Here is a 13,061-nt window from a genome sequence, read left to right as displayed (position 1 = left end):
CTCCCGACGGGCGCGAACCATCTCACGACGACGGGGCGGGGGTTGAGCGGGCCCACGGGAAAAGGTGATGCTCCGTCGCTTCCCGGTTCCCTACACTCGCAACGCACCGCGCGTCGCCGTGACGCGCGGACCGAGTGACGAGGGGAGACCGGCCGTGCCGTACCGCACCGCTGTCGTCGTCCCCCGCTCGCGGTACGAGGTGATCCTGGTGTCCCCGTCCGTCCGGTGCCCGCTGCGCGGCCGGTACCGGATGCCCGCGACGAGCGTCTGACCCCGCAGCTCCGCCCTGCGATCCGCCACGTCCGGGAATCGCGCCGCCCTGCTCACTTCACCAGAAAGGCCAACGGGCCGTGCGCACCCACCTCGATGCCCTCACCACCGTCCGCAACCTCGGCATCCTCGCCCACGTCGACGCGGGCAAGACCACCGTCACCGAGCGGATCCTGTACGCCACCGGCACCACGCACCGGCGCGGCGAGGTCCACGACGGCACCACCGTCACCGACTTCGACCCGCAGGAGCGCGACCGGGGCATCACCATCTTCGCCGCGGCCGTCAGCTGCGCCTGGGACGGCCACCGGATCAACCTCATCGACACCCCGGGCCACGTCGACTTCGCCGCCGAGGTGGAACGCTCGCTCCGGGTCCTCGACGGCGCGGTCGCCGTGTTCGACGCGGTGGCCGGCGTGGAGCCGCAGAGCGAGTCGGTGTGGCGGCAGGCCGACCGGCACGGCGTGCCGAGGATCGCGTTCGTCAACAAGCTGGACCGGGCGGGCGCCGACCTCGACACGGCCGTCGCCTCGATCCGGGAACGGCTGCATCCGGCGCCCCTGGTCGTCCAGTTGCCCATCGGCGCGGAGGACCGCTTCACCGGTGTCGTCGACCTGCTGCGCATGCGTGCGCTGGTCTGGACCGAGGGAGCCGACACGGCCGAGGAGGTGCCGGTGCCGCAGGGTCTGCGCGAGGAGGCGCGGCGGCGCCGCAGGCTGCTGGAGGAGGCCGTCGCTGAGCTGCACCCGGCGGCGCTGGAGGAGTTCGTCGGCCGCGAGGAGCTGTCCGCCGAGACCCTGGCCACCGCCCTGCGCGACCTGACCCGCAGCGGTGACGGCGTGGTGGTGCTCTGCGGTTCCGCCTACCGCAACCGCGGCATCGAGCCCCTGCTCGACGCGGTCGTTGCCTACCTGCCCTCGCCGCTGGACGTGCCCGCCGTAAGAGGCGGTCACGACGGTACGGCTCAGGAGCGGGCGGCCGACCCGGCGGCGCCGTTCGCGGCTCTGGCGTTCAAGGTGCACGCCACGCCGACCGGACGGCTGACGTACGTACGGATCTACTCGGGAACGATCGGGAAGGGGGACACCGTGTGGGACGCGGGCGCGCGCCGCAGCGAGCGGATCGGCCGGGTCCTGCGGGTCCAGGCCGACCGCCACATCCAGGTGGACCGTGCGCAGGCCGGGGACATCGTCGCCGTGGTCGGGCTGAAGTCGGCCCGGGCCGGCTCGACGCTGTGCGACCCCCGCGCCCCGCTGGTGCTGGAACCGCCGGGCGTCACCGAGCCGGTGGTCTCGGTCGCCGTCGAGGCCCGCAGGTCCACCGACACCGACCGGCTGGCCTCGGCGCTGGCACGGCTGACCGAGGAGGACCCGTCACTGGTCGTCCGCACGGATCCCGAGACCGGTCAGACGGTGCTGTCGGGGATGGGCGAACTGCACCTGGAGGTCGCGGCGGAGCAGCTCCGGCGCGTCTACGGCCTTGAGGTCAACGTCGGCCGTCCCGCGGTGAGTCACCGGGAGACCGTGGGCCGCGGAGTGTCGGGCCTTGTCTTCCGGCACGTCAAACAGGACGGCGGGGCGGGGCAGTTCGCCCATGTCGTCCTCGATGTCGAGCCACTGGAGGAGGGATTCGAGTTCCGCTCGGCCGTCGTCGGCGGGCGGGTGCCGCAGGAGTACGTGCGCGCGGTGGAGGCCGGCTGCCGGGAGGCGCTCGGCGAGGGGCCGCTCGGCGGGCACCCGGTGACCGGGCTGCGCGTCACCCTCACCGACGGCTCGACGCACGTGAAGGACTCCTCGGACACCGCGTTCCGCACCGCGGGCAGGCTGGGCCTGCGCGAGGCCCTGCGCGCCTGCGCGATGGTTCTGCTGGAGCCGGTCGTGGAGGTCACGGTGAGCGTCCCCGAGGACGCCGTCGGTGGTGTCCTCGGCGACCTCGCCGCGCGCCGCGGCCGGGTCTCGGGCTCGCTCACCCGGGCGGGCTCGGCGGTGGTGACGGCGACGGTGCCGCTGGCCGAACTCTTCGGCTACGCCACCCGGTTGCGCAGCCGCACCCAGGGCCGCGGCACCTTCACCGCCCGCCCCACCGGCTACGCGCCGGCACCGGCACGGTGACCGACGGCGGCCCCGCCCCACGCGGGCGGGGCCGCCCCGGCTCACGGGTACGACACCACCGTGGACGGCACGGTCGACGTGCCGGACGTCGCCGCCCCCGTCTCGTTGATCACGTGCTCGTACTGGCCCTGGCCGCCCAGCGAGACCACGAGCAGGTCGTGGAACCGCACGCCCGGGGTGTTCGGGGCGGCGAAGCCGTGGTGCTGGACGATGCTCGGGTCGACGTTGTAGAAGCAGTAACTGCCCAGCCCCCAGCCCTCGTGCGCGGTGACGTGGTCGCCGACCTTGTAGGCGGCGTAGCCCTTCACCGGGCCGTTCTGGATCGCCGCCTGGGTCGGGGCGTCGTAGGCCTTCTCGTTCTGGAAGAAGATCGTGCGCCCGCGCTGCCCGTACCACTGGACGTCGTACTTGTTGAAGTGTTCGACGAACAGGCCCGTGCACAGCACGTCGTCGCCGTTGACGACGATGCCGTAGTCGGCCCGGTTGGTCTCCCAGCCGACGCCGTCGCCGTGGTCGGCGCGCCAGACCCAGGTGTGGTCGACGATGGTGTGCCGGCTGTTGATCACCATGCTGGTGGTGGCCCTGCCCGCGCCCGCCCCGCCGATGCGGACGAACACGTCCTGCACGGTGGTGGGGTTGGCCGAGTGGTCCCTGGTGGCTCCGCGCGGGCCGACCTCCAGCAGCGTCCGGGAGTTGACCGGTCCGGCGTCGATGAGGAAGCCGGCGAGGCGGACGCCGTCGACGTCGGCGACCCGCAGGGCGGTGACGCCGTTGTCGGGGATCAGGGTCGCGTAACCCAGGCCCAGGACCACGGTGTTGGGGCGGTTGACCTGGACGGGCCGGTCCAGGTGGTAGACCCCGGGCGTCAGCAGCAGGTGCAGTCCCTGCGCGAGAGCCTGGTTGAGGGTGGCCGCGGAGACGCCCGGCCTGGCGACGTAGAAGCGCGACAAGGGCAGCGAGGTGCCCCTCGGGACGCCGTTGCCCCACGTGACGCCGCGGGCGTTGGTGCGCTTCGCGGGCAGGAACACATGGAACGCGCCCGCGCGGTCGACGTGGAGGAAGGGCTTCTCGCGGGAGACCGGGGTGGTGTCGAGGGAGGTGTACGGCGGGCTGGGGAAGCTCTGCGCGGGGGCGCCCTCGACACCCGAGAAGACCATGTTCCACACGCCGTTGAGCCAGCTGCCGATCGTGCTGTCCCGGGTGTACCACTGCTGCTGCGAGTACGGGCCCACCTGACCGTCGATCCGGCTGTCGGCGATGTAGCCGCCGCTCGCCCAGCCGTAGCCGGAGGGCTCCAGGTCGAGGCCACCGCGCACATGCATCCGGCGGAACGGCGCCGCCTGCGCGACCGCCCAGCGGTTGGTGCCGTTCGCCGGGACCAGGGCCAGGTTCTCCGCCGAACGCCAGAAGTTCTGCGTGGCGTTGCCGCCGAACCAGCCGGCGTCGACCGTCACGTCCCCGTTGATGGTGGTGTCGTCGGGGGACAGGCCCAGGCCCGCTATGGAGGTGTAGAAGCCGAGCTGGGCGTTGAGGCCGTCGTACGTGCCGGGTTTGAACAGCAGCGCGTAGCGGCCGGTGCCGAACTGGGCCGACTCCTGCTGCCGGAACACCTCGTCCAGCCTGGCCTGGATGCCCGGGGTGGACGGGTCGAGGACCAGGACGTTGGGGCCCAGGTCGCCGCCACCGGGGAGGAGGCGCGGCTTCCTGGGCGTCTTGGGGGCGGCGTTCGCGGGCGCCGACAGTCCCAGCAGCGCGGGCGCGGTGGCGGCGGCCGCGCCGAGGACGGTTCTGCGGCCTATGTCGGGCAGGGGCATGGGGCGGCTCTCCTGTTCAGGAAGTGAACGGGGTGTGGTTTGGGAGCGCTCTCTTGGCCGTGCATGCTTCAACTGCCCGAACACTCGCGTCAAGAGCTGGGACCGGATTGCCCCGGGGCTGCGATACCTCTTGACGAGTTCCTCTCCGGAGGTTTAACTCACGTCCTAAATTAAGCCATGAGTGCAAACCCCGAAGGGACACCGGGAGCCATGCGCAGCATCCGAGCCGCGGCCGTAGGCGCCGTCACCGTGTCACTCGCCCTTGCCGCCACGGCCTGCGGAGGCGGTTCGTCGAACGGCGGAGGGTCGAACGACTCCCCGAAGACGCTCACGTACTGGGCCTCCAACCAGGGCGCGAGCATCGCCATCGACAAGAAGGTCCTGCAGCCCGAACTCGACAAGTTCGAGAAGCAGACCGGGATCAAGGTGAAGCTGGAGGTGGTCCCCTGGTCGGACCTGCTGAACCGGATCCTCACCGCCACCACCTCCGGTCAGGGCCCCGACGTCCTGAACATCGGCAACACCTGGAGCGCCTCCCTGCAGGCCACGGGCGCGCTGCTGCCCTGGGACGCGAAGAACTTCGCCAAGATCGGCGGCAAGGACCGCTTCGTCGACTCGGCGCTCGGCTCGACCGGCGCCGCGGGCAAGGACCCGGCCGCCGTCCCGTTGTACTCGATGGCCTACGCCCTCTACTACAACAAGCAGATCTTCGCCGACGCCGGCATCTCCAAGCCGCCGGCCACCTGGGACGAGCTGGTCGCCGACGGCAAGAAGATCTCCGCCAAGGGCAAGTCGCCGCTCGGCGCCGAGGGCTCGAACCTCTCCGAGAACATCCACCACGTCTTCGTCTTCGCCAAGCAGCACGGCGGCGACTTCTTCACCGCCGACGGCAAGGCGGACTTCACCAACCCCAAGGTGGTCGACGCGGTCAAGCAGTACGTCGACCTGATGGCCAAGGACAAGGTCATACCGACCGGTGACGCGGAGTACGCGCAGAACCAGTCCGTCAGCGACTTCGCCAAGGGCAAGCAGGCCATGCTGCTGTGGCAGTCCGCGTCCGCCAACCTCAAGTCGCAGGGCATGAGCCCCGACCAGTACGGCATCGCGCCGGTCCCGGTGCAGTCCGGCACCCCCGGCACCGGCACCCAGGTCAACTCGATGGTCGCCGGCATCAACCTGGCCGTCTTCAAGAACAGCCACAACCTCGACGGCGCCGCGAAGTTCGTGAAGTTCATGACCAGCGACGGCGAGCAGAAGATCCTCAACACGGCGTACAGCTCGATCCCGCCGGTCAAGACCGCGCAGACCGACGCGGCCTTCAACTCCCCGGCCAACGCGGTCCTGAAGGACACCCTCGCCAAGAGCGCCGCCGCCCTGCCGCAGGTCGCCGACGAGTCGCAGTTCGAGACGGCGGTCGGTACCGCGGTCAAGAACCTGTTCGCCGACGTGGCGGCCGGACGCGCGGTCACCACCGCCTCGGTGAAGGCCGCCCTGGACAAGGCCCAGCAGCAGATGCCGGCGAAGTGAGCCCGATGACCACCACCACCCTCAAGGAGCCACTGAGGGGGAGTCCCGCCGGTGCGGCGACGCGCGAACCGCGTCGCCGCACCGGGCGGATCCGCCGCGCCGGACTCCCGTACCTGCTGCTCCTGCCCGCCCTGATCCTCGAACTCCTGGTCCACCTGGTGCCGATGGTGATCGGCATCGTGATGAGCTTCAAGGAGCTCACGCAGTTCTACATCCGCGACTGGGGCACCGCGCCCTGGTCCGGCCTCGGCAACTACAAGGTGTCGGTGGACTTCGACGCCCCGGTCGGCGAGGCGCTGCTGCACTCCTTCTTCGTCACCGTCGCCTTCACCCTGCTCTCCGTCGGCCTGTGCTGGCTGATCGGCACCGCGGCCGCGATCTACATGCAGGACACCTTCACCGGCCGCGGCCTGCTGCGGGCGCTGTTCCTGGTGCCGTACGCCCTGCCGGTCTACGCGGCCGTCATCACCTGGGTGTTCATGTTCCAGCACGACAACGGCCTGGTGAACCACGTCCTGCACGACCAGCTCCACCTCACCGACAAGCCGTCGTTCTGGCTGATCGGCGACAACAGCTTCTACGCCCTGCTGACGGTGTCGGTGTGGAAGGGCTGGCCCTTCGCCTTCCTCATCGTCATGGCCGGCCTGCAGAACATCCCCGCGGAGCTGTACGAGGCCGCGGCCCTGGACGGCGCCGGGATGTGGCAGCAGATCCGCCGCATCACCCTGCCGTCGCTGCGCCCGGTCAACCAGGTCCTGCTGCTGGTCCTGTTCCTGTGGACGTTCAACGACTTCAACACCCCCTACGTCCTGTTCGGCAAGTCCGCACCCGAGGCCGCGGACCTCATCTCCGTGCACATCTACCAAGCCTCGTTCGTCACCTGGAACTTCGGCACCGGCTCCGCGATGTCCGTCCTGCTGCTGCTGTTCCTGCTCGTCGTGACAGGCGTGTACCTGGTGCTCACCACGCGCGGACGGAGGACCGGCGATGTCTAAGTCCCCCATGGCACCCCCGAGTTCGTTCCTCTGGTCGCGCCGGGTCTTCCTCACCCTGCTCACCGGCTTCGTGCTGGTCCCGGTGTACGTGATGGTCTCCAGCTCGCTCAAGCCGCTCGCGGACGTCACCGGCAAGTTCCGGTGGGTGCCCAGCGGTCTGACGATCCGCCCTTACATCGACATCTGGTCGACGGTCCCGCTGGCCCGCTACTTCGCCAACTCGCTGATCGTGGCGGGCGCGGCGACCCTCTGCTCGGTGGTGATCGCGGTGTTCGCCGCGTACGCAGTCAGCCGCTACAGCTTCCGCGGCAAGCGCGTCTTCACGGTCACCGTGCTGTCGACGCAGATGTTCCCGGGCATCCTCTTCCTGCTGCCGCTGTTCCTCCTCTACGTCAACATCGGCAACGCCACCGGCATCGCCCTGTTCGGCTCCCGCGGCGGCCTGATCCTGACCTACCTGACCTTCTCCCTGCCGTTCTCCATCTGGATGCTGATCGGGTACTTCGACTCGGTGCCGCGCGACCTGGACGAGGCGGCGCTGGTGGACGGCTGCGGTCCGCTCGGCGCACTGTTCCGGGTGGTCGTGCCGGCCGCGATCCCCGGCATCGTCGCGGTCGCCGTCTACGCCTTCATGACCGCCTGGGGCGAGGTGCTGTTCGCCTCCGTCATGACCAACGACACCACCCGTACCCTCGCCGTCGGCCTCCAGGGCTACTCCACGCTCAACGACGTGTACTGGAACCAGATCATGGCCGCCTCGCTGGTCGTCAGCGTGCCGGTGGTCGCCGGCTTCCTGCTGCTGCAGCGCTATCTCGTCGCCGGGCTGACGGCGGGAGCCGTGAAGTGACCAACTCCCATCGCCTTGAGAGGACTTCCGTGTCCGACCGCATCGACCTCGCCGCCTTCCCCCACGACTTCCTGTGGGGCACGGCCACAGCGGCGTACCAGATCGAGGGAGCCGCCGCGGAGGACGGCCGGGCCCCCTCGATCTGGGACACCTACTCCCACACGCCCGGCAAGGTCGCCGGCAACGACAACGGCGACGTCGCCTGCGACCACTACCACCGCTGGCGCGAGGACATCGGTCTGATGCGCCGACTGGGCACCAACGCCTACCGGTTGTCGGTCGCCTGGCCGCGGGTGCTGCCCGGCGGCGACGGCCCGGTGAACCCCAAGGGCCTTGCCTTCTACGACGAGTTGATCGACGCCCTGCTGGAGGCGGACATCACCCCGTCCGTCACCCTCTACCACTGGGACCTGCCGCAGGCCCTCCAGGACCGCGGTGGCTGGCCCGAGCGGGACACCGCGCTGGCGTTCGCCGAGTACGCCTCCGTCGTCGCCGAACGCCTCGGCGACCGCGTCTCCCACTGGGCGACGCTCAACGAACCGCTCTGCTCGGCCTGGATCGGCCACCTGGAAGGCAGGATGGCCCCGGGCCTGACCGACCTGACGGCCGCCGTCCGCGCCTCCTACCACCTGCTGCTCGGTCACGGCCTCGCCGTCGACGCGATCCGCGCCGCGGCACCGTCCGCCCAGGTCGGCATCGTCACCAACCTCTCCACGGTGCACGCCGCCACCGACCGCGACGAGGACGTGGCGGCAGCCCGCCGGCAGGACGGCCACATCAACCGCTGGTGGCTGGACCCGGTGTACGGCCGCGGCTTCCCGGCCGACATGCGCGAGGTGTACGGGGTCGAACTGCCCGAACGAGAAGGCGACTTGGCGAGGGTCGCCGCGCCGCTCGACTGGCACGGCCTGAACTACTACATGCCGTCCACCGTCGCCGACGACCCCTCGGCCCCGGCGCCCCACGTCCGTTCCGTGCGCCGCCTCGGCGTCCCGCGCACCGGCATGGACTGGGAGATCGACGCGAACGGCATCGAGGCGCTCCTGCTGCGCCTCACCGACGAATACCCGATCCGCCGCCTCTACGTCACCGAGAACGGCTCCGCCTACCCGGACGTCGTACGCCCCGACGGGACCGTCGACGACCCGGAGCGCCAGGACTACCTCGAGCGCCACCTCGCCGCCTGCGCCTCGGCCGTCCGCAAGGGCGCCCCGCTGGCCGGCTACTTCGCCTGGTCCCTGCTGGACAACTTCGAGTGGGCCTACGGCTACGACAAGCGGTTCGGCCTGGTCCACGTCGACTACGAGACCCAGAAGCGCACGATCAAGGGCACGGGACACCGGTACGCGGACATCATCCGGACCCACCGAGGGAGGTCCTCGCGGGCCGCCTGAGCCGGGACGGCGCGGGCGGCAATATCGAACATATGCTTGATCGGCACATCCTTCAGCGGCTAAAGTCAAGAACTCGCCAACTCGGCTTCAACGAAGCCTTGTTGGACACCTCCCACAGAAGGAACCGTGTGATCAAGAGCCGTCGCCTCAAGCGAATGAGTGCCGTCGGGGGCACCGTCTCCGCCGCCCTTCTCCTCACCGTCACGCAGGCGAACGCCGCCGCCGGTGAGATCGAGCGCGCGACCGCCACCACGTACGCCAATGAGGTCGAGTGGGTGAAGTGCGCCAACAAGATGGAGGACGGCGGCATCGTCTACCAGGCCTGCTTCTCGCCTCCCGGCGACTGGTTCTCGGTCTACGACGGGAACCCGGACGGCTCCTCCGCGGTCGTGGACTGGGAGGTGGGGAGCCGCTGGGGCAGCATCTTCAACGCCGACGGCGCCTCCACCTACCGCTACAAGAACAAGGACTTCACCGAGGACGCCACCATCCGCTTCCGTATCTGTCTGGGGCACTGGAGCACCAAGACGATCACCGCGGGCACCTGCTCCGGGTGGGTCAGCAACCTCACCTGAGGATGAGCGACACGGGCCGGGCGGTCTCACCGCCCGGCCCGTCCTGCTGTCCGGGCGGTCAGCAGTCCCTGAACTCCGGTGACTGGTTCAGTACCTGGGAGCGCGGGGAGGTGAACCGGCCGTAGGTCTCGCCGTCCCGTGCGCCCGGGCGGAACGCCGCCACGCGGTGGCAGTTCTGGAAGGCCAGTTCGATGGCGAAGTGGCGTTCCAGGCTGCCCCGGATCGCGTTGCTGGCCAGGGCGCGCAGCAGCTGCCCGCGTTCGGTCTCCGACGGCGGCGGGGTCTGGTTGTCGGCGAACTCTGCCGTGCCGGAGCCGAGTTCGGCCGCCAGGGAGGCGATGAGGTCGTAGGCGTAGGGGAGGGACGTGCGGACGGTGGCCACGAAGTCCTGCTCGCGGAGGTCACCGGACTCGGCCTCGGCGAGGAGTTCGGGGGAGACGTCGAGAGACATGGGGGTTTCCGTTCTGGTCGGCGGTGCGTGTGAGTGAGGGGTGGTTCGGTCAGGTCATTGCGGACGGGCCCGGCACGAACTCCGGGTCGATCTGGCGGGCCAGGTCCTCGCCCGTGGCGCGGTCCGCCCACGCGCGGGCGTTGCGGAGGTGGAACTCGACGGCGTGGCGGTGCAGGGTGTCCCAGTCCTTGGGGCGGGCGTCCACCGCCGCCCGCAGAACGTTCAGGGCGTGACGGTTGTGCTCCTCCAACTCGCCCTGCGCACGGCCCTGTTCGTTCGCCCGGACCCAGGGCGAGTGGGCCAGGTGGGTCAGGAGGTCGTCGCCCACCTGCTCCTTGAGGAAGAGCACGTCGTCCTCGCCGCTCACCTTGTTGCCGACGACCGCGACGCGGATTCCGAACTCCCGGGCGTGGTCGCGGTACTGGCGGTACACCGAGATGCCCTTGCGTGTCGGCTCCACCACCAGGAACGTGAGGTCGAAGCGCGTGAACAGGCCCGAGGCGAACGCGTCCGCGCCCGCCGTCATGTCGACGACGACGTACTCGCCGGGACCGTCCACCAGGTGTCCCAGGTACAGCTCGACCGCGCCGAGTTTGGAGTGGTAGCAGGCCACCCCCAGGTCGCTCTCGTCGAACTCGCCCGTCACCATCAGCGGGATCCCGCCCGCGCGCCGGACGTGCCGTGTGTGCAGTTCGTCGTCGCCGAGCAGGCGCAGCAGACGGGAGCCGCGGCCCGGAGGTGTGGTCTTGACCATGGAACCGGCGGAGGCGATACGGGGGTTCGTGCCGCGCAGGTAGTCCTTGATCCCGGTGAGGTGGGCCCCTAGCGGCGGGGCGGCGAAGGGGCCGTCGTGACCCAGCGCCTCGGCGAGGTGCTGGTTGATGTCGCCGTCGACGGCGAGCACGGGAGCCCCGGAAGCCAGCAGATGGCGGGCGAAGAGCGCGGACAGGGTGGTCTTTCCGCTGCCGCCCTTGCCGACGAACGCCACCCGCACTACCGGCTCGATCCGGTTTTGAAAATGAATGTCATGTCGCTAGGTTGTAGGCAACTCCCGAGGTTCTGTCAAATCGCGATGACCAAGGCGGACTGCACCGACCCGGCCTTCCTAGGTCTTGGCGCCCAGCCGCCCTCCCCCGAATGGGGGCTGCTGCTCGCCGAGAACCAGCCCTAGGCCGAGCGCGCGCCCTGGGCGGTCCTCGCCCCGGCCGCCGTCCTCGCGCTGCTCGGCGCGCCGGCGGTGAGCGCGGCCGGGGGAGTACGACGACCATGGCGCCGTACGACGGAAGCCGCCCTGGAAAAGCCCTCGCCCGCACGGGAGTCGGCGAGGGCGGAGTGAGTTCGCCACGGGCCGAGGGCAGCGGCACCCGCCTCACCCCACTGCTCCGCCTGCTGACCTCGCGGAGGAAGGCCGACTCGGGCTCTACACGGGCGCGTTGTGCTCGGCATCCGGCCTGATCGTGCTGCTCGGCAGCACCGCGACCGGCACCCTGCTGGACGCCCACCCGCCGCCGGCGGTGCCATGGCCGGCGCCGGCGCCGGCGACCGTGCCGCTCGCCGCGATCGGACCACTGCCACGCCGATAGGCTCGCCGCCATGAAGATCCAGGTGGAGCCCGCCCGGGAAGCGGACCAGGAGCTCGTCGACGCCTTCGGGCGTCTGCTGCCGCAACTGTCCCGTTCCGCGCTGCCGCTCGACGCCCGGGCCCTCGCCCGCATCCTGGCGTCCGACACGAACACCGTCCTCGTCGCCCGCGCCGAGCACGACATCGTGGGCGCCCTGACCCTGTCGATGGTGCCGCTGCCGTCCGGTCTGCGCGCCCGGGTCGAGGACGTGATCGTCGACGCTGCGGCGCGAGGTCACGGGATCGCCGGGCTGCTGATGGAACAGGCGCTGGGACTGGCCCGCGAGGCCGGAGCCCGCACCGTCGACCTCACCTCCCGCCCGGACCGGGAGGCGGCGAACCGGCTCTACGAGCGGCTCGGCTTCCAGCGGCGGGGATCGACCGTGTACCGGTACCCGATCGAGGGATGAGGAGACGCGCCGGCGCTCAGGGCGCCACCGTCTCGCGTGCCGGCGCTCAGGGCGCGCCACCGTCTCCCGTGCCGGCGCTCAGGGCGCGCCACCGTCTCCCGAGCCGGCGCTCAGGGCGGCACCATGTGCAGTGTCGGCGCTCAGGGCGGTGCCGTGGCCCGGGCCGGGGATCAGGACGCCACCGGCTCTCGTTCAGCTGCCAGTTCCAGCATTTCCTCGACCTCTGCCTGGCGGACGCGGGACGCCTGGTGGAGGTAGTGGATGTCGCGGGCGAAGGACCAGGTCAGGGAGGCGAGGGCGAGGGCCGTGACGCCGAAGGAGGCTGCTGCGGGGAGGTAGCCGGAGGCGGCCAGGAGAAGGCAGACGCCCTGCATCGCGGCCACCGTCTTGCGGGCCATGCTCGGGGGCAGCGGGGCGTTCAGCCACGGGTAGACGCGGGCCGCCGCCACGAACCCGTAGCGCATGCCGCCGATCAGCAGCACCCACGGGCCCTCCTGCATGGAGACGTACACGCTCAGTACCAGGATCAGGAACGCGTCCACCTCCATGTCGAAGCGGGCGCCCAGAGGCGTGGAGGTCCCCGTCGCGCGGGCCACCTTGCCGTCCACACCGTCGAGGATCAGCGCGACGGCCGTGAGACCGACGAAGACGGTGACCGGCGGCGAGCTCTCGAAGGAGTCCGCGACCAGGGCGGTCACCCCCCCGACCAGGGTCGCGCGGCCGAGCGTCACCCGGTTCGCCGGGCCGAAGGAGCGCGGCCGGGTGCGGTGCAGCGCCCTGGAGAGCACCGCCCATGTGGCGACGGCGAAGGCGAGGCCGGTCAGCCAGCCCGCCGGCCCCAGGCCGATCGCCGTACCGAGCAGGGCCAGCAACAGGATCTGTACGCCCGCTCCCACAGCGGTCTCCTGCTGGACCAGCCTTGCGTCGTAAGTGTTGTTCAGGGCCACCGCACACCCTCCGGCCATATGACAGAGTCGATCACGCCGCGTACTGTGCGCGGCCTGTGCACACCTCGGTACGTGAACCACTTCCCGATCGTTCAGGAG

General features: G+C 70.6%; 11 protein-coding genes and 2 pseudogenes. 9 read left to right on the top strand and 4 right to left on the bottom strand.

The features are described from left to right. The first annotated feature begins 350 nt into the window (after window positions 1-350). Window positions 351-2,381 (top strand): elongation factor G, encoded by a 2,031-nt coding sequence (gene fusA / locus ACQF4J_RS10620; RefSeq protein WP_351583770.1) that lies wholly within the window; start codon window positions 351-353, stop codon window positions 2,379-2,381. 41 nt (window positions 2,382-2,422) lie between these two features. Here fusA and ACQF4J_RS10615 read toward each other — a convergent pair whose 3' ends face one another. Further along, window positions 2,423-4,195 carry a coagulation factor 5/8 type domain-containing protein gene (locus ACQF4J_RS10615; protein WP_351805055.1) on the bottom strand — a complete coding sequence of 591 codons (1,773 nt, stop codon included), beginning with the start codon at window positions 4,193-4,195 and terminating at the stop codon, window positions 2,423-2,425. Window positions 4,196-4,405: 210 nt separating this feature from the next. Here ACQF4J_RS10615 and ACQF4J_RS10610 point away from each other — a divergent pair, with 210 nt between their 5' ends. The 5 genes from ACQF4J_RS10610 to ACQF4J_RS10590 all read left to right on the top strand — a co-directional run bounded on the left by ACQF4J_RS10610 (window position 4,406) and on the right by ACQF4J_RS10590 (window position 9,533). Then, window positions 4,406-5,722 (top strand): ABC transporter substrate-binding protein, encoded by a 1,317-nt coding sequence (locus tag ACQF4J_RS10610; RefSeq protein WP_351583776.1) that lies wholly within the window; start codon window positions 4,406-4,408, stop codon window positions 5,720-5,722. Between the two features lie 5 nt (window positions 5,723-5,727). Beyond that, on the top strand, window positions 5,728-6,717 hold the full coding sequence (locus ACQF4J_RS10605; RefSeq protein WP_427165520.1) for a carbohydrate ABC transporter permease: 990 nt from the start codon (window positions 5,728-5,730) through the stop codon (window positions 6,715-6,717). A 7-nt stretch (window positions 6,718-6,724) separates the two neighbouring features. Continuing rightward, window positions 6,725-7,564 carry a carbohydrate ABC transporter permease gene (locus ACQF4J_RS10600; protein ID WP_351572059.1) on the top strand — a complete coding sequence of 280 codons (840 nt, stop codon included), beginning with the start codon at window positions 6,725-6,727 and terminating at the stop codon, window positions 7,562-7,564. Between the two features lie 29 nt (window positions 7,565-7,593). After that, entirely contained in the window at window positions 7,594-8,958 is a 1,365-nt protein-coding gene (locus ACQF4J_RS10595; protein ID WP_351572034.1) for a GH1 family beta-glucosidase, read from the top strand. A 155-nt stretch (window positions 8,959-9,113) separates the two neighbouring features. Beyond that, on the top strand, window positions 9,114-9,533 hold the full coding sequence (locus tag ACQF4J_RS10590) for a hypothetical protein (protein ID WP_351572031.1): 420 nt from the start codon (window positions 9,114-9,116) through the stop codon (window positions 9,531-9,533). A gap of 58 nt (window positions 9,534-9,591) precedes the next feature. On the opposite strand, the gene ACQF4J_RS10585 is transcribed toward ACQF4J_RS10590, so the two are convergent. Together ACQF4J_RS10585 and ACQF4J_RS10580 are read right to left on the bottom strand one after the other, a co-directional pair. Further along, window positions 9,592-9,984, bottom strand: a complete 393-nt coding sequence (locus tag ACQF4J_RS10585; protein ID WP_351572028.1) for an SCO5389 family protein — start codon at window positions 9,982-9,984, stop codon at window positions 9,592-9,594. Window positions 9,985-10,033: 49 nt separating this feature from the next. After that, window positions 10,034-10,978 carry an ATP-binding protein gene (locus ACQF4J_RS10580; protein ID WP_427165519.1) on the bottom strand — a complete coding sequence of 315 codons (945 nt, stop codon included), beginning with the start codon at window positions 10,976-10,978 and terminating at the stop codon, window positions 10,034-10,036. A 108-nt stretch (window positions 10,979-11,086) separates the two neighbouring features. Between ACQF4J_RS10580 and ACQF4J_RS10575 the strand changes: the two are divergent. The 3 genes and pseudogenes from ACQF4J_RS10575 to ACQF4J_RS10565 all read left to right on the top strand — a co-directional run. Then, window positions 11,087-11,320, top strand: a pseudogene (locus ACQF4J_RS10575) (ABC transporter permease subunit); the annotation flags it as partial. Window positions 11,321-11,375: 55 nt separating this feature from the next. Continuing rightward, window positions 11,376-11,567: pseudogene (locus ACQF4J_RS10570) on the top strand (MFS transporter); the annotation flags it as partial. Between the two features lie 10 nt (window positions 11,568-11,577). Further along, window positions 11,578-12,015, top strand: a complete 438-nt coding sequence (locus tag ACQF4J_RS10565) for a GNAT family N-acetyltransferase (RefSeq protein ID WP_351572020.1) — start codon at window positions 11,578-11,580, stop codon at window positions 12,013-12,015. 170 nt (window positions 12,016-12,185) lie between these two features. Here the strand turns inward: ACQF4J_RS10565 and ACQF4J_RS10560 are convergent, their stop codons facing one another. Further along, entirely contained in the window at window positions 12,186-12,962 is a 777-nt protein-coding gene (locus tag ACQF4J_RS10560; RefSeq protein ID WP_351572017.1) for a CDP-alcohol phosphatidyltransferase family protein, read from the bottom strand. Between the last annotated feature and the right edge of the window lie 99 nt (window positions 12,963-13,061).

Source organism: Streptomyces sp. C1-1, assembly GCF_050214755.1.
Taxonomy (GTDB): domain Bacteria; phylum Actinomycetota; class Actinomycetes; order Streptomycetales; family Streptomycetaceae; genus Streptomyces.
Note: the sequence above shows the minus strand (reverse complement) of the source record. Positions and strands in the feature narration are given on the sequence as shown.

Coding starts and splice junctions, on each gene's coding strand:
- ACQF4J_RS10605 (WP_427165520.1), top strand. CDS start 5,728: ATGACCACCACCACCCTCAAGGAGCCACTGAGGGGGAGTCCCGCCGGT.
- ACQF4J_RS10590 (WP_351572031.1), top strand. CDS start 9,114: ATGAGTGCCGTCGGGGGCACCGTCTCCGCCGCCCTTCTCCTCACCGTC.
- ACQF4J_RS10615 (WP_351805055.1), bottom strand. CDS start 4,195: ATGCCCCTGCCCGACATAGGCCGCAGAACCGTCCTCGGCGCGGCCGCC.
- ACQF4J_RS10610 (WP_351583776.1), top strand. CDS start 4,406: ATGCGCAGCATCCGAGCCGCGGCCGTAGGCGCCGTCACCGTGTCACTC.
- ACQF4J_RS10600 (WP_351572059.1), top strand. CDS start 6,725: ATGGCACCCCCGAGTTCGTTCCTCTGGTCGCGCCGGGTCTTCCTCACC.
- ACQF4J_RS10585 (WP_351572028.1), bottom strand. CDS start 9,984: ATGTCTCTCGACGTCTCCCCCGAACTCCTCGCCGAGGCCGAGTCCGGT.
- ACQF4J_RS10565 (WP_351572020.1), top strand. CDS start 11,578: ATGAAGATCCAGGTGGAGCCCGCCCGGGAAGCGGACCAGGAGCTCGTC.